Annotated in this window: 23 protein-coding genes; 20 read left to right on the top strand and 3 right to left on the bottom strand. The window is 51.3% G+C overall.

What is annotated here, in order from left to right:
- The 15 genes from fliQ (at position 1) to JSQ97_RS08060 (ending at position 16,124) form a co-directional block, all read left to right on the top strand.
- A complete protein-coding gene (fliQ, locus tag JSQ97_RS08130) occupies positions 1-273 on the top strand; it encodes a flagellar biosynthesis protein FliQ (protein ID WP_205075597.1) in 273 nt (90 codons plus the stop codon).
- Positions 274-290: 17 nt separating this feature from the next.
- Positions 291-1,088, top strand: coding sequence for a flagellar biosynthetic protein FliR (fliR, locus tag JSQ97_RS08125; protein ID WP_205075596.1), 798 nt, complete (start codon positions 291-293; stop codon positions 1,086-1,088).
- Positions 1,085-2,206 (top strand): flagellar biosynthesis protein FlhB, encoded by a 1,122-nt coding sequence (gene flhB / locus JSQ97_RS08120; protein WP_205075595.1) that lies wholly within the window; start codon positions 1,085-1,087, stop codon positions 2,204-2,206. The genes fliR and flhB overlap by 4 nt, the downstream gene beginning before the upstream one ends.
- A gap of 17 nt (positions 2,207-2,223) precedes the next feature.
- Positions 2,224-4,401 (top strand): flagellar biosynthesis protein FlhA, encoded by a 2,178-nt coding sequence (locus tag JSQ97_RS08115; protein WP_205075594.1) that lies wholly within the window; start codon positions 2,224-2,226, stop codon positions 4,399-4,401.
- Positions 4,394-5,650, top strand: a complete 1,257-nt coding sequence (locus JSQ97_RS08110) for a flagellar biosynthesis protein FlhF (protein ID WP_205075593.1) — start codon at positions 4,394-4,396, stop codon at positions 5,648-5,650. The genes JSQ97_RS08115 and JSQ97_RS08110 overlap by 8 nt, the downstream gene beginning before the upstream one ends.
- A 4-nt stretch (positions 5,651-5,654) precedes the next feature.
- Positions 5,655-6,542, top strand: a complete 888-nt coding sequence (locus JSQ97_RS08105; RefSeq protein WP_205075592.1) for a MinD/ParA family protein — start codon at positions 5,655-5,657, stop codon at positions 6,540-6,542.
- A 484-nt stretch (positions 6,543-7,026) separates the two neighbouring features.
- Positions 7,027-7,761: a hypothetical protein gene (locus JSQ97_RS08100; protein ID WP_205075591.1), complete on the top strand. Its 735-nt coding sequence runs from the start codon at positions 7,027-7,029 to the stop codon at positions 7,759-7,761.
- A gap of 14 nt (positions 7,762-7,775) precedes the next feature.
- A complete protein-coding gene (whiG, locus tag JSQ97_RS08095; RefSeq protein ID WP_205075590.1) occupies positions 7,776-8,564 on the top strand; it encodes an RNA polymerase sigma factor WhiG in 789 nt (262 codons plus the stop codon).
- Positions 8,564-10,528 carry a FapA family protein gene (locus JSQ97_RS08090; RefSeq protein WP_205075589.1) on the top strand — a complete coding sequence of 655 codons (1,965 nt, stop codon included), beginning with the start codon at positions 8,564-8,566 and terminating at the stop codon, positions 10,526-10,528. Before whiG ends, JSQ97_RS08090 begins: the two co-directional genes overlap by 1 nt.
- Positions 10,509-10,844, top strand: a complete 336-nt coding sequence (locus tag JSQ97_RS08085) for a hypothetical protein (protein WP_205075588.1) — start codon at positions 10,509-10,511, stop codon at positions 10,842-10,844. Before JSQ97_RS08090 ends, JSQ97_RS08085 begins: the two co-directional genes overlap by 20 nt.
- A gap of 2 nt (positions 10,845-10,846) precedes the next feature.
- A complete protein-coding gene (locus JSQ97_RS08080; RefSeq protein WP_205075587.1) occupies positions 10,847-11,521 on the top strand; it encodes a hypothetical protein in 675 nt (224 codons plus the stop codon).
- Between the two features lie 60 nt (positions 11,522-11,581).
- On the top strand, positions 11,582-12,643 hold the full coding sequence (locus JSQ97_RS08075) for an aldose epimerase family protein (protein ID WP_205075586.1): 1,062 nt from the start codon (positions 11,582-11,584) through the stop codon (positions 12,641-12,643).
- Positions 12,644-12,978: 335 nt separating this feature from the next.
- The gene (lysS, locus tag JSQ97_RS08070) at positions 12,979-14,574 is read left to right on the top strand and encodes a lysine--tRNA ligase (protein WP_205075585.1); all 1,596 of its coding nucleotides are present in this window, start codon (positions 12,979-12,981) and stop codon (positions 14,572-14,574) included.
- Positions 14,575-14,685: 111 nt separating this feature from the next.
- Positions 14,686-15,105 carry a hypothetical protein gene (locus tag JSQ97_RS08065; protein WP_205075584.1) on the top strand — a complete coding sequence of 140 codons (420 nt, stop codon included), beginning with the start codon at positions 14,686-14,688 and terminating at the stop codon, positions 15,103-15,105.
- Entirely contained in the window at positions 15,090-16,124 is a 1,035-nt protein-coding gene (locus tag JSQ97_RS08060) for an SAM-dependent methyltransferase (RefSeq protein WP_205075583.1), read from the top strand. Before JSQ97_RS08065 ends, JSQ97_RS08060 begins: the two co-directional genes overlap by 16 nt.
- On the opposite strand, the gene prmC is transcribed toward JSQ97_RS08060, so the two are convergent.
- Together prmC and prfA are read right to left on the bottom strand one after the other, a co-directional pair.
- Entirely contained in the window at positions 16,099-17,100 is a 1,002-nt protein-coding gene (gene prmC / locus JSQ97_RS08055; protein ID WP_205075582.1) for a peptide chain release factor N(5)-glutamine methyltransferase, read from the bottom strand. The genes JSQ97_RS08060 and prmC overlap by 26 nt on opposite strands.
- 32 nt (positions 17,101-17,132) lie before the next feature.
- Positions 17,133-18,224: a peptide chain release factor 1 gene (prfA, locus tag JSQ97_RS08050; protein ID WP_205075581.1), complete on the bottom strand. Its 1,092-nt coding sequence runs from the start codon at positions 18,222-18,224 to the stop codon at positions 17,133-17,135.
- Between the two features lie 184 nt (positions 18,225-18,408).
- Between prfA and JSQ97_RS08045 the strand changes: the two genes are divergently transcribed.
- Together JSQ97_RS08045 and JSQ97_RS13070 are read left to right on the top strand one after the other, a co-directional pair.
- Positions 18,409-19,839, top strand: a complete 1,431-nt coding sequence (locus JSQ97_RS08045; protein WP_205075580.1) for a prolyl oligopeptidase family serine peptidase — start codon at positions 18,409-18,411, stop codon at positions 19,837-19,839.
- Positions 19,840-19,844: 5 nt separating this feature from the next.
- Positions 19,845-19,967, top strand: a complete 123-nt coding sequence (locus tag JSQ97_RS13070) for a hypothetical protein (RefSeq protein WP_255519648.1) — start codon at positions 19,845-19,847, stop codon at positions 19,965-19,967.
- Positions 19,968-19,987: 20 nt separating this feature from the next.
- Here the strand turns inward: JSQ97_RS13070 and mgtE are convergent, their stop codons facing one another.
- Positions 19,988-21,367, bottom strand: coding sequence for a magnesium transporter (gene mgtE, locus JSQ97_RS08040; protein ID WP_205075579.1), 1,380 nt, complete (start codon positions 21,365-21,367; stop codon positions 19,988-19,990).
- A 140-nt stretch (positions 21,368-21,507) separates the two neighbouring features.
- Here mgtE and JSQ97_RS08035 point away from each other — a divergent pair, with 140 nt between their 5' ends.
- The 3 genes from JSQ97_RS08035 to JSQ97_RS08025 all read left to right on the top strand — a co-directional run bounded on the left by JSQ97_RS08035 (position 21,508) and on the right by JSQ97_RS08025 (position 24,970).
- The gene (locus JSQ97_RS08035) at positions 21,508-21,867 is read left to right on the top strand and encodes a hypothetical protein (RefSeq protein ID WP_205075578.1); all 360 of its coding nucleotides are present in this window, start codon (positions 21,508-21,510) and stop codon (positions 21,865-21,867) included.
- A gap of 1 nt (position 21,868) precedes the next feature.
- Complete coding sequence (locus tag JSQ97_RS08030) at positions 21,869-23,827, top strand: tRNA uridine-5-carboxymethylaminomethyl modification enzyme MnmG/GidA (RefSeq protein ID WP_205075577.1); 1,959 nt, start codon at positions 21,869-21,871, stop codon at positions 23,825-23,827.
- Between the two features lie 231 nt (positions 23,828-24,058).
- Complete coding sequence (locus tag JSQ97_RS08025; protein ID WP_205075576.1) at positions 24,059-24,970, top strand: formylglycine-generating enzyme family protein; 912 nt, start codon at positions 24,059-24,061, stop codon at positions 24,968-24,970.
- The last annotated feature ends 300 nt before the right edge of the window (positions 24,971-25,270 follow it).

Below are 25,270 nucleotides of genomic sequence, written 5' to 3'. Positions count from 1 at the left end.
GTGATGTCGATCGGGCAGCTTGTCAATTTAATCCGTGGCGGCGTATTTGAAATTTTTATCCTCGCTTCTCCCGTACTCGGAGCCGCGCTGCTTATCGGACTCGTCGTTGCGATCTTTCAAGCGACGACGTCGATCCAGGAACAGACGCTGACGTTTTTGCCGAAGGTTTTGACGATCCTTGCGATGTTGGCTCTGTTGGGGGGCTGGATGTTTACGCATCTGAGAAATTATACGGTTTCTCTTTTTAATCTCATACCGCTCATGGCGCGCTAGAGATAAGGACGAAAGCGGTGATCGATCGTATCGTAAGTCATGCGCCGATATTTTTGCTTATTGCCGTCCGCTGTTTTGCGCTTTTGATGACGCTGCCGCTCTTTTCGATGCGCTCGGTGCCGAGGACGGCGAAGGTCGCGCTTGCAGGCTATATGGCATACGCCCTCGTTCCGCACGTCGATTTTTCATCCTACGCTCCGTATATTTCGTCAAGCGGTCTTTTCGATCTGTCGTATGTGTTTTTGCTTGCGGGCGAAGCGATGATCGGACTCATCATCGGTTTTTTTATCACGATCCTTTTTTCCGCGTTCAGCACGGCAGGTCAATTTTTCGCATTTCAAATGGGATTGAGCGCATCCGAAGTGTACGATGCGCTCGCGCAAATCGAAAACCCTCTTATGGGGCAGTATTTGAACCTCGTCGCGATGCTGCTTTTTTTGCAGAGCAAGTGGTTTCAAAAATTGTTTTTGCGCGGACTGGTTTCAAGCTTTGCATCGATGAACGTGTTTGCGCTTCTCGAAGCGAAAGAGCGCATCGTGCGTTTTTTGGTCGGAAGCCTCACCGAGCTTTTTTCGGCTTCTCTCGTTATCGCGCTTCCGCTTATGGGAACGCTTTTGCTTATCAATATCTGCATGGGGATCCTTGCGCGAGCGGCTCCTCAGATGAATCTTTTGTCCGAAGGATTTGCGCTGCTTTTGCTTACGTCGTTTTTCGTCATCGCAGCTCTCATGCCTCAATTGTGCGATTTTTTCGAACGCTCGTTCAATGCGGGCGTCACATCTCTTATCGCAATCATTTCGGGAGGCTCTTCGTGAACGATGTGCTTCCCGTACCGCCGTATCTGTATATCGACCTGCAGTGGTTCGCTGCGGAAGACGAAGGCAGGACCGAAGAACCTTCGGAATACAAGCTTGAAAAAGCGCGGAAGGAAGGGCGTGTCGCAAAAAGCGCCGAACTCAACAGCGCTTTCGTCATGCTTTTGTGCGTGGTGCTCCTCATCGTCCTTGCGCCTTCGATGCTCAAAGAATGTGCGGCGATTTTCCGTTATTATTTTTCGCGCTGCGCTTCATCGAGCGTAAACGATCCCGCGATCGCCCGCGCATTTTATTATTTTTTTTTACGCCTCGTTCTGCCGATCGGCATCATCGGTATCGCAGGCGGAGTTGCGGGAAATATCATTCAAAACCGAAGCTTTATCTTTACGACGAAGACGATCGAACCGAAGTTTCAAAAAATCGTTCCGAACTTCATCCAATATTTCCGCAACACGCTTTTTTCGTTGCGCGGACTTTTTAATGTCGCGAAATCGCTCGGCAAAGTGACCGTCATTTCGATACTCGCTTTTATGCTGCTCCGTCGAGACGTTCCGATTCTCATGCTCGAAATTCAAAACGGAAGCATCGGCATGGCGATCCGCCACATCGGCATCATGAGCGCGGAAATTTTAATAATGGCGAGCCTTGTCTTTCTCGTCATCGCGATCCCCGATTATTTTGTGCAGCGGCGCGAATTTATGGAACAGATGAAGATGACGAAACAGGAAGTAAAAGAGGAATACAAAGAATTCGAAGGCGATCCTGAAGTAAAAAACAGGTTGCAGCAGGCCGAACGCGCCATCCTGCAGCAAAACATGCCGCAGGCCGTCAGGGAATCCGATGTCGTCATCACGAACCCGACGCATTTCGCCGTCGCGCTCAAATACGATGCGGCAGCCGGTTACGAAGCTCCGCGCGTTACGGCAAAGGGCGAAGACGAAGTCGCGTTTTCCATGCGCAGGATAGCCGAAGAAAACGACGTGCCCGTCGTGGAAAATCGCCCCGTCGCGCGCGGTCTCTATGCAAACACGAATGTTGGTGATATAATACCTGAAGAATACTTTAGAATTATTGCCGATATCTATGCTCATGTTATGAATTTGCATAAACGGCTTTAGTAGGCGGGTGGGGACTGATGCCTGATGAAGCGAGACGAATTTCAAATCAAAGCATTTTAAATTTTTTGCAGCGCAATATCGTCGGTGTCGCAGTCGTCGTCGTTGCGCTCTTTCTCGTTATACCCATGCCTCGCATCCTCATCGATTTTTCGATGGCGCTCAATATCGCGTTTTCGATCGTCGTCCTGCTCATCGTCATGTATACGCCCCGCGCGACGAATTTCATAACCTTTCCGCGCGTGCTTTTGTTTATGACGCTTTTCGGACTCGGTATCAATATTTCGTCGACGCGCCTCATCCTCGCGAACCCCGTAAATCCCGCGGGGCTTTCGAAAAGCCAAAGCGCGATGGTGCAGGCCTTTGCAAATATCGTTACGGGAGGAGGTACCGGCGCGACGCCTGTCGTCATCGGCTTTGTAATTTTTATTATTTTGATCGTCGTGCAGGTCGTCGTCATCACAAAAGGGGCCACGCGCGTATCGGAAGTCGCCGCACGGTTTTCCCTCGATTCGATGAGTACGAAAAAATTCGATATCGGCAACCGGCTCAACAGCGGCATCATAACGGAAGAGGAAGCGCAAAAAGAGCAGGAAGCGCTCGACCGCTCGGTCGATTTTTATTCGACGATGGACGGCGCTTCGAAATTCGTTTCGGGCAACGTCAAAGCCGGCATCTTTATCACGGCGATAAATATCTTCGGCGGATTTGCCGTCGGTATGGCGATCAACCGCATGTCGGCGGGAGACGCGCTTTTATCCTATGCGAAGCTTACGATCGGCGACGGTCTCATGTCGCAGATCCCTTCTCTCATGCTTTCGTTTGCGACCGGTCTCATCGTTACGGGAAGCAGTACCGATGAAGCTTTCGACAAACAGCTTTCGAAAAATTTTTCGGTCGACGGGCACATCTACGAAATCGTCGGAGCCGCGCTTGCATTTATGGGCATCGCGTTTATAGGAAACGGTGCGGGGGCGACGGTGCTCTTGGTTTTGCTCGGAGCATTTTTCTTTTTTATGGGATACCGTATTGCTTCTTCTCAAGTGCGCGAAAAAGCGCAGGCGGCGGCAGCCGCGACGGCAAAGGAAAAGACGGGAGGAGCGAGTCCTGCAGACGCTGCGGCGATCGCACCGTTGGATACGCTGTCGCTCGAACTCGGCTATGCGCTCATCCCCCTCGTCGATAAAGAAAACGGCGCGGAGCTCGTCGAGCGGATCGGGCGCATACGGCATGAAGCCGCTCTCGATATGGGACTCATCGTTCCGCCGATCCGCATCCTCGACAATATGACGCTCGACCCGAACGAATACAGTTTTAAAATACGCGGTATCGAAGCGGGACGCAGCACGATCAGGCTCGGCTACTATATGTGCATGAACAACGGCACGGTGACCGAAGAGCTGCAGGGAGAAAAGACGAAAGATCCCGCTTTCGGTATGAACGCGATTTGGCTGCCGGAAGAAAAAAGAGCCGAAGCCGAGCGGAACGGCTATACCGTCGTCGATCCTCCGACGATCATCGCAACGCATTTGACGGAAATCATCAAAGCGCATGCGGCGGAAATCATCGGTCGGCAGGAAGTGTCGAGGATCATCAACAATATCAAAGAGACGAATCCGGTCGTCGTCGACGAAGTGCTCAACAGTGAAAAATGCAAATTCACCTACGGCGATATTGAAAAAGTATTGAAGATGCTTTTGCAGGAGCGCGTTTCGATACGCAACATCGTTATCATTCTCGAAACGCTCGCCAACTTCGGACCTGTCACGCACAACGCGTGGGACCTCGCCGAAAAAGTGCGCGAAGCGCTGGGGCTGCAGATATGCAAGCAGTACGTCGACGAGGACAATACGCTGCGCGTTATGAGCCTGTCGCAGGGGCTGTCGCAGCTCCTTCTCGATCATGTCGCAAAGAGCGCGGGCACGGAGCCTTTCGTCGCCCTCGATCCTGTCGATTTGCGGATGTGGGAGCGCGCGATCCACGGCGCCTACAACGCGCTTCGCAGCAAGGGCAGTCTTCCGATCGTCATGTGTTCGTCGGTCGTGCGCCGCCTCGTGTGGAATATGACGAACCGCGAAATGCCCGACATCATCGTCATTTCCGACAGAGAGATCATCGCCGCGGGCAGAAGCATAAAAGTCGAAGTACTCGGAGAAATCGCAGAGGAAAAAGCAGGAGTGACGATACAGAATGTATAGCGCAGACAGACGGGATGCACCCGTATTGAAGATGACGGGTCGGACGCTCGACGAATGCAAAGCGAAACTCTTTGAAAAATTCAACAACGAGTATACGATCCGAGGAAAACGCACGATGCTCAAGGGCGGATTTTTCGGCATCGGTCAAAAAGAAGTCGTCGAAGTGTCCTATACCGTAGACCGCGAAGACGACGTGCAAAAAAATACGGTCGCGCGTACGACAGGGATTTCATCACGCGACGGAACGGATGCGCTCGATGCGGCCGCCGCGTTCAATAAAACAAAAGACGAACTTTTGCGCGCGGCTCAGATGACGGCTTTCAATACCGCACTGAATGCCCGCATGACGCAAATGGAGGAGAATTTTTCGAAGCAGCTCAAAAGCATTTCATTCGCCGCTTCGGAAAAGCATCCGTCGATAAAAAAAATCGAAAGCCTTTTGGAAGAAAACGAATTTACGTTTTCATACATCAACGAGATAACCGAAAAGCTGCAATCGAATTTTACGCTCGATTCTCTCGACGATTTTAAAGCTGTAGAACGCAAAGTCGTCGATTGGATCGGGAAGACGATTTCGATCGCGCCGGAAAAAATCCAGCGGCCGCCGCACGTCGTCGTTATCGTCGGTCCCACGGGAGTCGGTAAGACGACGACGCTCGTAAAGCTTGCGACGAAAATGGTGAGCGAAGCGAAGAGAGAGGAACGGAGAATTCCGTCGTTCGCATTTATCACGACCGATACGATGCGCGTCGGAGCTTACGAACAGCTCGCTTCGTACAGCACGATCTTTGAAACGGAACTCGAAAAAGCGGAAACGGTCGAAGACTTGAAAAAGCTCTACGACGAAAAGCGCGAAAACCTCGACGCGATCTTTATCGACACGAGCGGCTACAGTCCGAACGATACCGAAAATATCGGCAAGATGAAAGCCGTTCTCGATGTGCGCGGAATGAAACCGGACATATACCTCGCCGTCGCCGCTTCTACGAAAGCCAAGGATTTGGCGAACATCATGCAAAATTACGAGCAGTTCGGATACAATTCCGTCATCGTGACGAAGTGCGACGAATCGAAACAGTACGGAAACATCATCAGCGTACTCCACGAAAAAAACAAAAAAATTTCATACATCGCCGACGGGCAAAAAGTCGTGCGGGACATCCACCGTGCGGACGTCGTCGAGTTTCTCATCAGGCTTTCGGGCTTCGATGTCGATCGCGTGCATATTGAAGATGAATTTGGAGAATAAGGTTATGGAAGAACAGGCAGAAGGTTTGCGTGAATTGATGAAAGACAGCGCTCAGGAAAAAAAGAGGACGTCTTCGGCAAAAGACGCGCATAAAACGCGCATCCTCGCGATCACGAGCGGCAAAGGCGGCGTCGGTAAATCGAATATAGCCGTAAACATGGCTATAGCCTACGCGCAGACCGGCAAGCGTGTCATTTTGATCGACGGGGATCTCGGCATGGCGAACATCAATGTGCTGCTCAATCAAGTGCCGCCCTACAATCTCATGCACGTCATCGATAAAAAAAAGACGATGAAAGAGATCATCCTCGATACCGAATTCAATATCAAATTCATCGCGGGTGCAAACGGGCTTTCAAAAATCGCAAACCTCTCCGTCAAAGAGCTTGAAGATTTTGCAAAGCAATTCGCGTCTCTCGGTTCCGCCGATATCATCATCATCGATACGGGAGCGGGCATCACGAACAACGTTTTGCAGTTCGTCGCCGCCGCCGATGAAGTGTACGTCGTTACGACGCCCGAACCGACTGCGATCACCGACGCATACGGCATTATTAAAATCATTACGACGGAAATCGTCGAGCATCCGGTCAACTTAAAGCTGCTCGTAAACCGTGCGCATTCGGCGGACGAAGGCAAGCGCATCTCCGAGCGCATCATCACGATCGTGAGCCAGTTTTTGAACTACAAAGTCGATTACATCGGCTTTGTGTACGACGATCCTGTCGTACAGGCTTCGGTCATCCGGCAAAAACCCTTTATCGTCATCAATCCGACATCGAAGCCTTCAATGTGCATCAAGCACATCGTAGGGCGCATCGAAAAAACGGAGCCTGCGGAAAACGAAGGTGTATCGAATTTTTTGAAAAAGTTTTTGCGCAGAAAGCGCTGAGCATTGTCGCGGAACGAGGGATGCACTGCAAACTGCGGGTGTTCGGCAGGGGCGAGTGCGGACGGAAAAATCAGCGGTATGTGTGCCGTCGCGAAAGCGGCATTGTATTTTTATTATTATATGGTATATAATAAGCAGTAAAAGTTTTTATGAGGAGGTAGGATAAAAAATAACGTCTGCAATATCGCCGTTGTTGGAGTCTGGAGCCAAAAAACGCTGAAGCGTTTTTCTTTTATCGGAGACACTCGCGATTTCTGCGCATTGCTCGAAATCGCAGCGTTCTTATCGCGAGTTTGCATGGATGTTTGCAGAAAACGTGCATACGTATTGTTTTGATAAAAATTATTATGAATACGATGTACTGATTTTGCAAACTCGCATATTTACCGTGTGCGCTCTCGCGCACGGCTAAAAACTTTTTCGGAAGTTGCACCTTGCTTGAAGCTTCGCTGCAATTACCTGCAAAAGTTTTTAGGGAGGTGTGGTGAAGCAGGTTCGGTTTATCGCAGGTTTTGCTCTCGCCGGCTTTCTCATCTCGTTTTTTTTCGGTCTTTTTTCCCGCGGCGGTATCGGGCGTATGTTGCTCTATGCTTTTATATTCTCGGCGGTATTTGCCGTCGTGGGGTTTGCCGTGCAGTTTATCGGTTCGACGTTTTTGAATATCGATGCGTCGGCGGGAGGTGAGGGCGAAGCGCAGCGAGGGGCGCCGGAAAACAATATCGATATCGTTGTGCAGGACGAAGATCTTCCGACGGAAGAGGGATCGCCTGAGTTTTATGTCGGCGAAAACCATCAGATGCTGAACAAAGATGATTATGCAGGCGGAGAAAAAGAAAGTCGTTCCGCCCGTGCTTCGAGTGAAAACGGAACGGTCGATACGATCCATGCGGTAAACGGAGATGTTTTATCTGCGGATCGGACGGAGCAGCCGGATGACGGTTTCGTTCCCGTGCAGCTGCATGAAAACGCACGGACGATTTCGGGGAAAGAAGCGGGAGTCGATTCCGACGACGGTTTTTCGCTCAAAGACGATACGCTCGACGATTTACCCGATCTTGAGGATTTGGCCCCGTCCGGAGAGATCGTCGAAGATACCGCTTTTTCCGCCGCTTCGGACAAAACGAAAAAATCCGATAAGGCGAGCAAATACAGTGAAAAAGATACGACGCTTATGGCGAAAGCGATAAGCACCGCGCTCGCGAAGGATAAAGAAACATAAGAAAGGTGCATAGTATGGCAGACCCGGTAAACGACGAAAAAGAAGAAGACAGACTCTGGGAAGAATACCGAAAGACGAAATCGCAGGCGCTGCGCGACGCGTTTATACGGCAGTATATGCCGCTTGTTAAATACGTCGCGGGAAAAGTGTCCGTCGGTATGCCCGGCAGCGTCGAATTCGATGACCTCGTCGGCTTCGGTCAATTCGGTCTGCTCGATGCAATCGAAAAATACGATCCGTCGAAAAACGTCAAATTCAAAACATACGCCGTTACCCGTATCCGCGGCGCGATCTTCGATGAGCTCAGGCAGATCGATTGGGTGCCGCGCTCAGTTCGTCAAAAATCGCGCGAAATAGAGGACGCGATCAATACGCTCGAATCGCGGCTCGGACGGACGGCGAGCGACGCGGAAATCGCGGAATCGCTCGGCGTAAGCGAAGACGATTATCACCGCATCATCATGAAAGTGTCCGGAACGAGCGTGCTTTCTCTCAACGACGTGTGGCATAACGGGGACGATGCGGCGAACGCGTCGATCGGTGACAGCATCGAATCTCCGTCGAGCATGAACCCCGATGCGATCGTCGAGCGCGAAGAGATCAAAAAAGTGATCGTACAAGCGATAAACGAATTGCCTGAAAAAGAAAAGATGGTCATCGTTTTATACTATCACGAAGATTTGACGTTTAAAGAAATCGGGCAAGTGCTCAACGTAAGCGAGTCGCGCATTTCCCAATTGCACACAAAAGCGAATCTCAGAATGCGCGCAAAATTGACGAATCTCAGGAAAGGGATCATGTGATGGTATCGCTCGAGAAAATGCGTGCGGATATGCAGCTCCTCTTGGAACGCGATAAGCAGCTGCACAACGTCGACGTCCATGCCGAAAGTATCGACGAAGCGCTCGCCGACGCCGCAGTCCAACTCGACACGAAGGCCGTTGATCTCGAATACGAAGTCGTCGAAAAGGGAAGCAACGGTTTTCTCGGTTTCGGCAAAAAGCCGTGGCGTCTTCGCATCTATGAAAATCCGAATACGGCTCATGTAAAACATAAGACCGCAAAGGACGATCTCTTCGGAGCGGACGAGGAATCGGCTGAAGAAAAGATAATTGACAGAGACGGCGCGTATTACGTCCGCCATTTCGGCGACAGGATCATGCTGAAAGTTTTGCTTCCTACGGGAACGGGAAAAGCCGTCGACGGCAAAGACGTCATGCAGGCGCTCGTGCGGCCGGATACGGTTTCCGTAGAAGAGGATCTCGTAAAAAAATATATCAAACAGGGGACGTCCGGCCGCTATGAAGAAGTCGGCATCTACAAGCATATAGCAGCCGGAGACGCGAGCGTTTCGGTGAGCATTTCAAGCGACGAAATGAAAGCGGAGATCGTCGCATCGGCTCCTGCGATGAGCGGTGCCGATGTTTCTTATTCGATGATCGAGCGGGCGCTTCGCGCTCAAGGTATCGTCACCGGTTTCGAAGAAGATAAAATCGAAGCATTTGTCGACGATCCCGTATACGAAACTCCGTACGAAGTTGCCGCCGGTACTCCCGCACAGGACGGCAGAGACGCCTACATCGCGTACGATTTCGAAACGGATCCGAAAAAACTGCGTGCGACCGAATCGGCGACGGGGCAAGTCGATTTTAAAGAGCTGAACCTCATTCAAAACGTCATCAAGGGCGGACGCCTTGCACAAAAAATTCCCGCGGAAAAGGGAAGACCCGGCAAAACGCTGTTGGGGCGCTATACCGAAGCGAAAAACGGAAAAGATATTCCCATCCCGCTCGGGCAAAACGTTTCGCTCGCTCCCGACGGTATGACGGTGATCGCCGATACCGACGGCCAGGTCATGCTCTTTGCCGGCAAGATTACCGTGGAACCCGTACTCCAGCTCATGAGCGTCAACATCAAAACGGGAAACATCAAATTCCTCGGCTCCGTCATCATACGCGGAAGCGTCGAAGACGGTTTCAACGTGGACGCGTCGGGCAATGTCGAAGTCGGCGGCACGGTCGGCAACTGTAAAATCAACGCCGGCGGCAATATCATCGTGCAGCAGGGCATATTCGGTAAAAACGGCGGAACGCTGACGAGTAAAAAATCGCTGTGGGCGAAATTCATACAGGCGGCGAAAGTCGAAGTCGATGAGTCCGTCATCGTTACCGACAGTATTATGAATTCGGAAGTGATGGCGATGAAAAGCATCGTTTTGAGCGGGAAAAAAGCGCAGATCATGGGCGGGCACTTGTTTGCGACGGAAGAGATTTCCGCAAAGAGTATCGGCTCACCGGGAGGGGGAGCGGAAACGATACTCGAAGTAGGATTCGATCCGAGAGCGAAGCAGCGCCTCGACAGCTTGCAGGAAAAGCAGGGAGCGCTTGTCAAAGAGCTTGAAAATCTCGAACTCGATATTTCGACGCTCGAAAATCAAAAAAAGATACGCCGCTCGCTTCCGAAAGAAAAAGAAGACAATCTTACGAAACTCAAAGAGCGCAAAGCGCAGATCGATTCGGAATCGGCGGAGATGACCGAAGAAATTCAAACGCTGCAGGAACACTTGCGTGAATTGAAAGCGGTCGGAAAAGTGAAAGCGTCGGGAACGGTGTACGCGGGCGTCAAAATCTATGTGCGCGACGTACTCGATGAAGTGCACAACGAAGTGTCGGGCGTAACGTTCTATTTCGACAATAATTTCGTCAAGCGCGGCAAATACGAGGCTGCTTCGAAGATAAAGGGACCCGATGGCTATACAACCAATTGACTTGCAGACGATGTATTCTCAAATGGCGAATATCGCGCAAAACGCCGCGCATGCCCAAGACGGCGGCAGGCTTGCCGAAGCGATGCAACAGCAAAATATCGTTCGGCAAAATTTGGAAGAAGTCGATCGCGTCTCCCGTCCCGCATCGGATGGATCGGAAGCCGAATCGCGCGCCGTAAAAAACGACGGTTCGTCTCCTTCTCACGGCGAGGCTGAAAAAAAAGGTAAAGACGGAAAGCGCGAAAAAAAACAAGAAGGGTGCGAGTGCATCGTACGGGAATCTTATATCGGACAGCACATAGATATTACGAGGTAGGCGTGTCGACGGTTTTATTTGCGATCGTTGCGATCAATGTCGCTCTCTGGGTCATCTTTCTCATCCGCTTTAAGCGCCTCTTTTCGCCCGACGATGTTATCGAAAAAACGAGAGCCGAAATGGACAATATGATCCGCGACATCAACAATAATACCGTCCGCGCGATCGATATCATCGACGATAGAAAAAAGCAGCTGAATCGCCTCATCGAAGAAGCGGATAGAAGGATAGCGCTTGCTCGAAGCGAAGAAGCGAAAAAGATTTCGGTGTCCGCTCTCCGCGATACGCTTGATAAAAAGGCGGTTTCCGAAGTCTCCCGCCGCGCTGCGAACACTTACAAAAAAAACGCTCCTCGCTCCCGTCCCGCCCCCGATGCGTCCTATGCCGTAACGGGAGAGGGTGAAGCGATTTCGGAAAGGCAGCATTCTCTCTTCGATGACAGGCAAGAAGAAGTGCGTACAAAGACCGAGATGAACGTGATGAGGGACGGAACGTCGTATGCGAAAGTGCCTGTCATAAAACCCGACGTGTACTTTTCGGAAACGCCGATCATACCGAAAAAGAATTTTACAAAGCAAGTGCTCGAGATGGCGGAGATGGGACTCGCAATCGAACAGATCGCAAAACAGCTTTCGTGTTCGAAAACCGAAGTGCAAATGATACTCGATATGCAGTAAAGACCGCTGGAAAATCGATTGGATTTTTGACGGTTCTCAAAAATTTTTATGGGGGAAGATATGAAAACAACGGTGCAAAATTTCGGCGTGCTTTCCGACGGAACAAAGGTTTCTCTTTTTACCGTCAAAAACAAGCACATGTCCTTTTCCGTTACGGATTACGGCTGCAGGATTACGAGTATCGTGCTGCGCGATCCTGACGGCAGCGAAACCGACGTCGCGCTCGGCTATTCGACGCTCGAAGGCTATATTTCCGACACGAGCTATTTCGGCGCTTTTGTCGGGCGTTTTGCAAACAGGATCAAAAACGCTTCGTTTACACTTGACGGAAAACAGTACACGCTCGATAAAAACGACGGGCGCAATATGTTGCACGGAGGTTTTGACGGCTGGGACAAAAAAGTGTGGAAAGCGAAAATCGTTTCGACCGATAAATACGCGGGAGTGGAATTTACGCGCGTTTCGAAAGACGGAGAGCAGGGCTTTCCGGGGACCATGCGCGTAAAAGTACGCTACCTCCTCGACGAAAAAAACAATCTTACCTGCCGCTATACCGCATCGAGCGATAAAGCCTGTCCCGTAAACCTTACCAATCATTCGTATTTTAATCTTGCAGGAAAAGGCACGATCGAAAATCACGTTTTAAAACTCGACTGTTCTTCCTATCTCGAATGCACGAGCGCTTTGATCCCGACGGGAAAAATCCTTTCTGTAAAAGATACGCCGTACGATTTTTTAAAAGAAAAACGAATCGGACGCGATATTAAAAAAACAGCTGCGGGCTACGACGACTGCTTTGTTACGAAAATTTATGACGAAAAAAACGGAAGGAGCGGAGTTCCCGAATCGGCTGGAAAAATCATCCGTGTCGCCGAATTATGCGATCCCCAATCGGGCAGGACGATGACGGTCGACACGAATGCGGAAGGCATACAGCTCTATACCGGCAATATGCTGAAAGCCGTGCACGGCAAAAACGGACGCGTCTACGGCAAGTACAGCGCACTCTGCCTTGAAACCGAATGTTTTCCGGATTCACCGAATATCGCGCACTTTCCGTCGTGCGTTTTGCTTCCCGGAAAAAAATACGAATCTGTTACCGTATACGGATTTCACTGGTGAAAGGGCGGAGAGAAAGAAGGTAGACGGGGCAGGATACATTAATAAAATTTGCCGATAAAAATGAAGCTGAGAAGCATCAAGATATGTATTATTTTAAAAAGACGATACGGGTACAGCAGGAAGTTCTGAAAGATATGGGAGATGATGACTTTAAGCTCCTTTTTGCGCGGAAGAATAAACTTTTTGAATAAGCCGTTGTCTTTCTTACGAACACGTGCTATTATAAGCGGCTATATGTGTCGTCGATCGGTCGGAATAATAATTAATCAACAACCCCGACGCGAGCGTCGGGGTATTAAACCCTCCGCACGAATAATTTTTAATAAGGGACTGTTATGAGCGTCGATAAAAAACTTTTGTGCCATTGGGCTGACCGCGTCGCGGACAATATCGTTTCGGAACGGGGCGAACGCGATTTATATACCTGCGCTTCGGGCATAACGCCGTCGGGTACCGTGCATATCGGGAACTTCCGCGAAATCATCACGGTCGATTTGGTCGTGCGCGCGCTGCGCGACCGCGGCAAAAACGTGCGATTTATCTATTCATGGGACGATTACGATGTATTCCGCAAAGTGCCCGCGAACATGCCGAATCAGGACGAGCTGAAAAAATATCTGCGCTTTCCAATCACGATGGTGCCTGATACGACAGGGCGCGATGAAAACTATGCGCGCCATCACGAAGTCGATATCGAGCGGGAGCTTCCGAGAGTCGGTATTCATCCCGAATTTTTATATCAAGCTCAACGCTACCGCGAAAATCGCTACGCCGAAGGTATGAAAAAGGCGATGCAAAATCGCGAACTTATTAAATCGTGTCTGAATGAATACCGCGACGACGCGCACAAGATGAAAGCCGACGAAGCGTATTGGCCTGTTTCGGTGTTCTGTTCGAAGTGTGATCGCGACACGACGGAGATCACCGGCTACGACGGCGAATACGGCGTATCGTACAAGTGCGAATGCGGACACGAAGCGGCGGAAGACCTCCGCACGTCGAAGGGCTTTAAGCTCGGCTGGAGAGTCGACTGGCCGATGAGATGGAACGAAGAAAAGGTGGTGTTCGAGCCGGGCGGAAAAGATCACGTGAGTCCCGGCGGTTCTTACGATACGGCAAAACTCGTTTCGAAAAAAGTGTACGGCTGGGATGCACCGGTTACGATGAAGTACGATTTTGTCGGCTTAAAGGGGATCCCCGGAAAGATGTCGTCGTCGAAGGGCAAAGTCATCGCACTTCCCGACGCGCTTGCCGTCTACCAGCCGGAAGTGCTGCGCTATATTTTTGCCGTCAATAAAGTCGATCACGAATTTGCGATCAGCTTCGACCTCGACGTCATCACGGTGTATGAAGCGTACGACCGCACCGAGCGCATCGCGTGGGGGCTTGAACAGGCGAAAAACGACGACGTCGCAAATCACGAAAAGCGCGTCTATTTGCTTTCTCAAGTGGAGCCGGCGATGCCGAGCGTCATGCCCTATCAAATCGGCTTCAGAATGCTCACGACGCTTTTACAGACGTATTCCGGCGACATCGACGCGGTTATCGCATCTTTGGGCGACGTGCGGGACGAACAAAAAGACTGTTTGAAGCGGAGATGCGAGTGCGCGTGGTATTGGATCACCGAATGCGCGCCGGAAGATTTTAAATTTGCGCTCCGGATCGAAAGCGGGGCGGTCGCGTTAAGCGACGCGGAAAAAGCGGTCGTCGAAAAGATGAAAAGCGATGTGCTGCCCTTTGTCGAAGAAAGCGGAGAGCAGGAGCTTTCGCAAAAGATCTACGATGCGGCAGTCGGATGCGGCATTAAGCCGAAAGAGCTTTTCGGCATTATGTATCGCGTGCTCATCGGTAAAGAGCAGGGACCGCGCCTTGCAAGCTTTATGAAGATCATCGGAAAAGAAAAGCTCGAAAGGATATTGGCCGAATATTGAGCGGAAGAGAGACTTGCGATTTCAGCGCGCGGAACTTTGTGCTTCGCGCCCGTTGCAAGGTTGCATGGGGAATTTCGCGCTTCGACACGCTTCGATGAGCGTGTTGACTATATGCATAAAAACGGCCATACTGTCCTTATGTGTGCCGCCGCTCGAAAATCGATTCGATACGACGATATCGGCAGAATAGACGCTCCGCAAATCTGCGCCCTGCCCGGCGTGCTCGACAACATAAGCAGGGAAGGCTGCAAAGTGCATTATCCTTTTCCCGTCGTCATAGACCTCGACAGCGATTATGAGATAAGGGTGATGCCTTCGCACATTTCGGGCGAAATGCACAAAACCGCTTTTACGCTGCTCTGTCATCCGCGCTGGGTAAAAGAAGACAGAGGCGCGACGGAAATCGGCTTCAGTATTCTCCGCTCTCCCGATTCCGTATACCTTTCCGAATATGTCGCAGGCCTTTCCGACGCTGCCGATGAACAAAGGGTCGAAAATCAAATCGTCGGCTCCGTATGCCAAGTAGTGTAAAAAAATTACCGGGTGCCGCATTTTTATCGTTTCCCGACATGTACGATATGCTCGTTTCCGAACTTCGCGAACGTTTTTTTTGCGATTTACGCGATTCCGCGCAATACGGAGATCTGCTCTATGTTCCGCATATCGATAATTTATTAATTAATAATTTTAAAGGCGATGGGAAAGAAAACGGAAATACGCTTTCGGAAAACGGCGCTTCGAGTCTTTGCACGCCGTATTGGTGCCGCACGGCTATGCTTTCGCCTCTTGTGATCGGTTTCGATTCGATAGGGGATGGGGCGCACGCTCTTACCGATATGCAGCGCTCTTGGGCTCCGTATCAGTATCGTTTTTTTAGGCGCGCTTCGCTTATTCAGGAAAAACTTCCGTATGTCAATCTCAAAGAACGCATCTTTCCCGTGCGCATACCCGCATCTCCCATCGGGTTGTATACGCTCATCGGAGAACATGAGATGCTCGCATCGGAAGCGACGACGAGTCTTTTGCCTGCCGGTGCGATTCGGTTTGCGGAAAATCACGAAGATCCGCCGAGCCGCGCATATTTGAAACTCTATGAAGCGTTGACGCTTATGCGGATTTTTTTCGGCTGTGAAGCGCCGTGTGCCGGAGAGCGCTGTTTCGATGCGGGTGCAAGCCCCGGCGGTTGGACGTGGGTGCTTGCCGGTTCGGGCTGCACGGTGTTTTCGGTAGACCGTGCGGAGTTGGCGCCGGGGCTTATGAAGCATCCCTGCGTCGAATTTTTAAAGCACGATGCCTTTACGCTCAAGCCCGAGGATGTCGGAGCGTGCGATTGGGTTTTCAGCGATGTGATATGTTATCCTTCGAGGCTTTACGATTGGATCGGCACATGGCTTTCAAGCGGGCTTTGCCGGAATATGATCTGTACGATAAAAATGCAGGGCGATATCGATTGGCCTCTTGTGGAAAAATTTGCAGTCATTCCCGACAGCCGTGTCATACATTTGAATTATAATAAACACGAACTCACATGGCTGCACTGCAGAAAATAAACGATGCCGCTCGGCGGCCTGTCGTTACGCGCGGCTTGCCCGACAGATCGCAGTGCGTTTCGACGCGGACGAAACCGGCTTTTTTCATCAGGTGAGCGGCTTCCTTTGCATTGTATTCGTCGCTTTCGAGAAAAAACACACCGCCTTGTGCGAGGCGCTCATACGCTTGCACTACGAGGCGCCTCGTGATCGCAAGACCGTCCGAACTTTGCCGTACACCGAGCGCGCTGTCTGTATCTCCGTCGAGGGCGAGAGCCGGATCGCCTCTTCCGTCTTTTAATAATTCCGTCACTTCATCGGACGGCACGTAAGGCGGATTTGCGAGTATCGCGTCGAAGAGGGAGAAGGGCGAAATCGCGGCGAGCAGATCGCCTGAGACGAATGCCGTGCGTTCGAATTGCGCTTTCGTTAAAAGCCGAGATGCGTTTTGCTTTGCGATTTCAAGAGCGCGGGAAGAAATGTCGGTAAGCGTAAGCTCGCAAAAGATTCCGCACTCGTTCAATTCACGAGCTGCCGCGATGCCGACACAGCCGCTTCCCGTGCATATATCGGCGATGCGGAGCGTATCGTCGGTTTGTCCCCCTTCGTTTTGTTTCGTCGTTTCGGCAGTCCGTACCGCTTTGCCGGTACTCGTCATTTTATTTCGTACAAGCTCTTTGATGCCTTCGACCGCTTTTTCCACGAGCGTTTCGGTGTCCGGCTTCGGAACGAGGACGTCTTGTGTGACGATAAAATCGAGTTTATAAAATTCTTTGTGCCCCGTGATATAGGCGACTGCGAGTCCCGTTTGGCGAAGCGCGATTGCGGACATAAATGCGCCGTACTGCGCATCGGTCAAATCGTCATTCCGATGTGCGAGTAAAAAAGATTTCGAACACTTGATCGTGTGCGATAAAAGAACGTCCGCATCGAGCTGAGCCGTCGGAGAATTTATTAATTTTTTTATCGCTTCGTCTCTTGCGTTTTTGATGGTCACGCTTTTGTTCCGCCGCTGTGCGCTTTTATCCGCTAATCGTGTGCGAGTTCGCTTACGTCCGCTTTCAGCTGCTCTTCTTTTGCGTACACGTTGAGTGCGTCGAGCATTTCGTCCATATAGCCGAGCATAAACTGGTCGAGCTTGTACAGCGTCAAATTGATGCGGTGATCGGTCACTCTGTTTTGCGGAAAATTGTACGTGCGGATGCGTTCGCTTCTGTCACCGCTCCCGACCATCGATTTACGCGCCGCATCCCGTTCCGCCCGTTTTTTGCTCTCTTCCAAATCGAACAAGCGCGCGCGCAAAACGCGGAATGCTTTCGCTTTGTTTTTGATTTGGCTTTTTTCGTCCTGCTGGATGACGACGAGTCCCGTCGGAATATGCGTGAGGCGTACTGCGGAATCCGTCGTGTTGACGCACTGTCCGCCCGGCCCGCCCGCCCGCATCACGTCGATGCGCACGTCTTCCGGCTTGATGACGATATCGGTTTCGCTCGCTTCGGGAAGGACTGCGACCGTTACCGTGCTCGTGTGGATTCTCCCCTGCGCTTCCGTTGCGGGAACTCGCTGTACGCGGTGTACGCCGCCTTCCCATCTGAGCGTGCCGTATACGAATTTTCCGGAAAGCGAAAACGAAATCTCTTTATAGCCGCCAACCTCCGTCGACGTCGAATTCATAATTTCGTATTTCCAGCCTTTCATCTCCGCAAAGCGCGCGTACATTTCGTAGAGGTCGGCGACGAACAGCGACGCTTCGTCTCCTCCGACGCCGTTTCGTATTTCGACGATGATGTTTTTTTCGTCGAGCGGATCCGGCGGAATGAGTTTTAATTTTATTTTTTCTTCGAGCAGCGGCTTTTGTTCTTCGAGCGATTTCAGTTCTTCCCTCGCCATCTCTTTCAGATCGTGGTCGTCTTCGTTCGTGATCAATTCGGTATCGCTTTCAATGCCGTCGAGTATTTTTTTGTATTCGCCGTATAATTCCATGAGCTCGGAGAGATGACCGTGTTCGCGCATGACGTCTTTGTATTTTTCGACGTCTTTAACAAGATCGCCATCCATAACGCGCGCGCTTAATTCGTCGAAGCGTTTTTTGCAGTCTTCGAGTTTTTTCAGTAAATCCATAGCGTTCTATTGTATAGTTTCCGAACGATTTTTGCAATGAAACGAAAAAAACATGAAATGAAAAAATATCGAAAAAATTATTGAAGAAAAATATTTTCCGCCTCCTTGTTGTTTTTCACATACATCATCTCCGTCGCGGAGTTCGCTGTAGCGATACGTATGAGAATAGTATATACTTGATTTTATGAGCAAAGCTGATAAAATTTTTCTTGCGATATGTTTATTGCATTTTTGTCTCTTGCCGTTTGCTGCGGAAGAAGCGGACACGGTTACGGTTTTCACAGGCTCTGCGGAGCCAGCAAAAAATCGATATGTACTTGTCGTCGGCGCCTACGATTGGGGACCCGTCGCCGACACGGTGATAATGAATATCGACAAAACTTTTTCAGCCGATGCCGTCAGAGCGAAAGATTTTGAAGTTACGAAAATTTTTGCGCCGGAAGAGCAGGCGCGGCGCGGTTCCGGTTTTTCAAAAGGCGAGCGCGATGTTGTCGACGCGTATCTTTCCGACTCGCGAGGCAATAAAATCGAGGGTGAAGGAAATCATATAACGCTGAAACTTTCCGTTGAACCGGAGGAATCTTCCGGAAATCCTTTTATAAAAGCCGTCTTTTATACAGGGACGCTCTACGGTTTAAAAATTGAAAACGAAAAACTCGGCTTTACGATAAAAAAACGGAGTGCCGCCGTATGTCCTGAGGCTGCGCGCTTTACGATGTTCGATTTTACATCCGGCGATACGGATATGCAGTATGCGTTTTGGGCGCCGACAAATTCCGATCAAAGCGATAAAAAAATTCCGCTGATCGTTTGGTTTCACGGTATAGCCGAAGGCGGCAATAATCCGTATATGCCGATTTTGGGCACGAAGGCGGTGAACCTCGCGGGGCAAAAAATTCAGTCGTATTTCGAAAACGGTGCGGCAGTCCTCGTTCCGCAAGCTCCGACGGCGTGGCTCGAATCGACAAGCAAGGGTGTCGGGGGAAAGCGGCTTTGGGTTCCCGTCGATATTGAAGGAACGGCAAAAAACATACTGAATCCGTTTCTCAAAACAGCCAATGCTATTTTTAAAACCGATTTGAAAATCAAATCCGATAAAAAAAATCCCGTGGCAAGCGTTTCATATTACAGCGAGGCGGTAAAAGGATTGATCGACGAATGTATTGCAGAGCATCCGTACATCGACCCTGATCGCATATATGTCGGCGGCTGTTCGGCCGGCGGTTATATGACGCTCAATATGCTTTTGCAATATCCCGATTTTTTTGCGGCGGCTTTTCCCGTGTGCGAAGCCTATCCCGATAAAAAAATTACGGACAGTCAGCTCGGCGAACTTGTGAAAGTTCCGCTGTGGTTTACGCGGGCAAAAGACGACGACACAATTAAGATGGAAAAGTACGACGGCGCGACCGTATCGCGTCTGCGAGAATTGCATCCCGAAGATTTGCATTACGTCGTTTACGACAACGTCCTTGATCTAAGCGGCGCCTATAAAGACAAAAAAGGCAATCCGTATCGCTTTGACGGACATGCGTCGTGGATATACGTTTTGAACGACGATGTCGAAGATGGGGGCATAAAGCTGTTCGCGTGGCTTGCTTCACGGCGCCGCTGATACGTGTGCCGGCGAAAAAAATAATCGACGAATATTCGGCTTCGCTCAATTTGCTTGCGATCGCCAACGATGAAGCGATATTGGTCGAAGACGATGCTCTACGCGTCGAGCACAGGGCGCGAACGTGATCGGAACATAGGTGTTCACGCTATATGCCGAGCATCGCTTTGGTAATGCCGAAGTAAATCAAAAGCCCTGTGATATCGACGATCGTCGTGAGCGCGGGACTTGCAACGAGTGCGGGGTCGATTTTGACTGCGGCCGAAACGAGCGGAAGCGCCGCACCGATGATCGTTGCGGAGATAACCTGTACGGCGAGCGCGAACGCAATAGCAACTCCTATCTGTACGAGGGTGAGAGAGGCGGGGATCGTCGTACCGCCGCTCATAAGATTGACGCGCAAAAACGCGATCGCTCCGAGTACGAGGCCGAGCATGATCGAAATGCGGAGCTCTTTCCATATTACGCGCAGTATATCGCGCTTATCGATTTCTTTCAGAGCGAGTGCCCTGACGATAACCGTCGCGGCTTGGCTTCCGGTATTGCCTCCCATATCGGTGAGCATGGGCATATAAAACGTGAGGAGCATGAGGTGCGCGATCGTGTTTTCGTATGTCTGCAGTACTGCGCCCGAAAAAAAATCGAATATTGCAAGTACGACGAGCCAGATGACGCGCCGTGAAAAATGCGCCCACGCTGACGTGTTCAAGTACGACGTTTCCTGATGTTTGCCGGTGATCGCCATAAAGCGTTCCATATCTTCCGTGCGTTCTTCTTCGACGACGTCCATCGCATCGTCGTGCGTGATGATGCCGATGAGGAGCCCTGAACTGTCGACGACGGGGAGAACGAGGAGGCCGTATTTCGTTATCTTAAACGACGCTTCTTCCTGATCCGCGTCCGCCGTGATTTCCGCTACAGGTTCTTTTTTTATGGATGCGAGCGTTGCCGCGGGTTTCGCAAGGATCAAATCGGTGAGCGTTACGTAGCCGCACAGTTTTCTTTCTTCGGTGAGCACGAATATAACCGATACCGCTTCCCTTTGCGCGCCTTCAAGCCGTATGCGGTTGATCGCTTCCTGTACCGTAAACGATTCGGGGAACGCGACGTAATCGGTCGTCATAACCGATCCTGCCGTTCCTTCGGGGTAAGACGAAAGCTTTTTGATTTCGTCGCGCTCTTTTTGCGCGAGAAGCGGGAGCACTTCGTCGAGCCGGTCTTCCGAAATCGATTTTGCGAGGTCGGTGCGTTCGTCCGGCGGCAGTATTTTGAGCAGCCGTGTGAGTTCTACGTTGCTCAAAAGCTCTGCGGTTTCCGATTGGAGCGTATCGGGCAGTTCGCGGAAAATGTCGATCGCCGTACGCGGTTCGAGCTTTTTGAACAGGTTATATATCTCTTCAGGCTCCAATCCTTCGATGAGTTCGGCGTCTTCCGTCGGATGACGGGTACTCAGAAAACGAGCGACATCGGCATACCGTTCTTCTTTGACGAGGGTTTCGATGTCGGGCGAAAGCAATTCTGTCTGCATGTGCAGCCTCCGAAGGTATGAGATTGAACCTATGATAAACGGTTTGCGCGTCGTATTATAGCATAAAACGTATAAAAAGAAAAATATTGTAAGAAAAAATATTGCAGAAAAAACGGCGATGTGATAGTGTTGCACTGCGTATGAAATCCAAACCTTTCGTATCCGCGCTGCTCCTCTCTCTTCCGCTCGTGTTTACCGGCTGTTCGTCCTTTTCCGGTGAAAATCTCGGTGCGGTCTATGTGATTTTTTTGTGGATAGGCGGCGCTGCAGGCTATCTCATCTCCGATTTTATTTGGTCGGGCGACGACGCGGGAAACGAATACACGCCCGTATGGGAAGTGATCGCGTGGTTTGCGCTTACCGCGCTCGGCATCGTTTTAGGCTATGTGAAGCCCTTTTTCCTTTTTTCGGGATTCCTCATTTCCGTCATGACGCCCGTCGTCGGCATGACGGTCATTATGTTCATCGTCCGCATTTTGAGAAAAAGACGACAAGGCTGACATGTCCGGTTTTTACGATTTTTATGACGTCGCAGTCGTCGGTGCGGGACACGCGGGGATCGAAGCTGCCCTCGCGTGCGCGCGCATGGGATTGAAGACGCTCGTCGTAACGCAGACGATCGAATCGATCGGGCGCCTGTCGTGCAATCCTTCGATCGGCGGCATCGCAAAGGGCAATATCGTCCGCGAAATCGACGCACTCGGCGGTGAGATGGCAAAGCTCACGGATGCTTCCCTTATTCAATTTCGCCTCCTCAACAAAAGCAAGGGGCCGGCCGTACGCGCTCCGCGCGCTCAAGCGGACAAAATCGTCTATTCCGGGCTTGCACGGAAAGCGCTCGAATCGGAACCCAATCTTTCGACGCTCATGGACACCGTTACCGATATCGTGACGGCGGAAAGTTCGACGCCGCTTCCGCCGCATTCGGAGGGGAGCGCGGAAAAAGGAACGATACCGGGCGAAAAGAGGGGTGAAACGCTCGGCGCGGCTATGCGCTTGAAAATCACCGGCATCGTAACCGAGCGGGGCCGCGTCGTTCCCGTGCGCGCCGTCGTGCTTACGACGGGGACATTTTTGGGCGGACGCATATTTATCGGCGAATACGACGCTCCCTGCGGAAGGCTCGGAGAAGCCGCCGCACAGGGTTTGACGGAGTCGCTTCGGAAGCTCGGCTTTACGACGGGGAGACTGAAAACCGGCACTCCGCCCCGCGTGCTTAAAAAGACTGTCGATTTTTCGAAGCTCGACGTGCAGGAAGGAGACGTCGACGTTATCCCGTTTTCATACGATAATACTTCCGTCGATCGCCCGCTCGTACCCTGCCACATCGTATACACGAATGGCGAAACGCACCGGATAATCCGCGACAACGTTCACCGCTCGCCGCTTTTCAGCGGAAAGATTTTGGGGATCGGGCCGCGCTACTGTCCGTCCATCGAAGACAAAGTGGTGCGCTTTGCCGACCGCGAGCGCCATCAGATTTTCGTAGAACCGGAAAGCCTTGAAACCGATGAAATTTATTTGAACGGATTTTCCTCTTCGCTTCCCGAAAGCGTGCAGGATGCGTTTTTGCGTACGCTTCCGGGCTTTGAAAACGCCGTGCCGTCGAGACCGGGCTATGCGGTCGAATACGATTACGTCGAACCCACCCAGCTTTTTTCGTCTCTCGAAACGAAGCGCGTCGCGGGATTGTTCAACGCGGGGCAAATCAACGGAACGTCGGGCTACGAAGAAGCTGCGGGGCAGGGCATCGTCGCGGGCATCAACGCGGGCTATTACGCGAAAGCGCATCGGAAAATCTGCGGCCCCATGTGCGCTTCTTCCGGCGATATGCGCTCGTCTCCCGAACGCTTGAACGACGCTCTCGAAAAGGTGCAAAGGGATGCGGGCTTTAACAATTTCCGTACGATACCCGAATGGCAGCCGCTCGTACTCCGCCGCGACGAAGCGTATATCGGCGTATTGATCGACGATTTGGTGACGCTCGGCACGAAAGAACCCTACCGCATGTTTACCGCGAGAGCCGAATATCGCTTAAAGCTCCGAAGCGATACGGCAGACCGCCGCCTTGCTTCTTACGGCTTTGCCGCGGGCTTAAAGACGAAAGCGCAGTTCGATGCCGTAAACCGAAAGTATGCCCTGCGCGAAGAGATATTCGAAAAATTATTAAAAGACCCCGCACTTGAAAACCCCGGCTACGACGAAAGCGAATGGGAAGAAGCGAAAATCGATTTCAAATACCGCTACTATATCGAAAAGCAGGACAGGCGTGTCGAAAAAATGCACCGCATGGAAAGCGCGCGCATCCCCGACGATTTCGACTACGCATCCGTCGTATCGCTTTCCGCCGAATCGCGTGCAAAGCTCGAAAAGATACGCCCGCGCACGCTCGGGCAGGCGGGACGCATTTCCGGCATCCGCGTGAGCGACGTCATGCTGCTTATGGTATACGTAAAGTAGTTGATAGGTTGAAGCTCGCCGTTCAGTTGCTGCGTGATGTCCTAACTGCGGCTCATGAGCCGGTAAAACAGTGTATCTGGAACTCCCGACTTTTTCGGGAGTAAACCCACTGGTATACAAGCAAAAATAAGTGTAAAATAAACAAAGCGGAGTCTCTAAAAACTGCAGTTGTTAGAGGTGACTTTGAAAATGCGATATTGCAACTCGAGATAAAATAATGCAGGAGGAAATATGAGAACTTGTTTAAAGAAAAGCGGAATACTTGCGGCGGCGATTGCCGTGATCGTGATTGCGGGATGCAAAAACACCGCAGAAGAAGACAAAAAGACTGGCACAAGCAACGCTCCCGAAGGCTTTGTGGAAGTACCCGGCACCTCAATCGCCGGAACGGAAAGCTGGATACCGAGTTCAGAAGTATTTGTGAGCGGCCGCGTTCTGGAGATAAACTCCTTTTACATGAGCGACCACGAAGTGACAAGGGCGGAGTACAAGGAGGTAATCGGAAGCGTCCCGGGTATAGCAGACGCTTACGACAAGGACGGACACAAACTTACGGGAGACGCAGCCGGCAAAAATCCTGTAAATACGGTCTCTTGGTATGACGCACTCGTGTACTGCAATAAACTTTCGATAAAAGAAAGCCTCATCCCATGCTATAAAATCAACGGCTCGACGAATCCTGACGACTGGGGTGCAGTTCCAACATCGAGCGACTCTACATGGAACGCCGCTACATGCGACTTCGATGCGGACGGCTACCGCCTTCCGACGGAAGCGGAATGGGAGTGGGCTGCCCGCGGCGGAGAGAACTACATTTACGCCGGAAGCAACGATGTAAATGTAGTGGCATGGTATACATCAAACACAAACAATACAGGAACCAGGGACGTGAAGACAAAGAAAAAGAACGGCTACGGACTGTACGACATGAGCGGGAACGTGTGTGAATGGTGCTGGGACCGGTACGGAAACATATCGAACACCACACCAAACACAGGCTCGGCGTCGGGTTCTGGCCGCTGTCTACGTGGCGGTTCTTGGTGTTACAGCGCCGACCGCGCGCGGGTTGCTTACCGGAGCAGCAACGCCCCGGGCGGTAGCAGCTTCAGCCTTGGCTTCCGCCTGGTTCGCTCCGCCAACTAGCGTTGGCAGTTCTGCAAGGAAATTATTAACACCTTCCGCATTCTGCGGAAGGGCGAAGCCCGACAAGCGGAGTGCGGTATTCCGGCAGGAATACTGCGAACGCAGCGGCCGGGCCGGCAATGTCAAGCCCGCATACGGGTTAGGGATAGAAGCGGAAATTGCCGAAGGCGATTGGAGCGGATAGCCCGACCCGCCTGAGGCGGGGAACCCCCTGAAAAAAACGAAACGTACGATGTAATTAATACTTGGCATTGACGTACGCTATAATGTACCTTATCTTAAAAATAGTAAACATTAAGT

The sequence above is a fragment of the Treponema sp. Marseille-Q4523 genome (assembly GCF_016901105.1).
Taxonomy (GTDB): domain Bacteria; phylum Spirochaetota; class Spirochaetia; order Treponematales; family Treponemataceae; genus Treponema_D.
The sequence above is the reverse complement of the archived record's forward strand: the minus strand, read 5'-3'. Positions and strand labels throughout refer to the sequence as shown.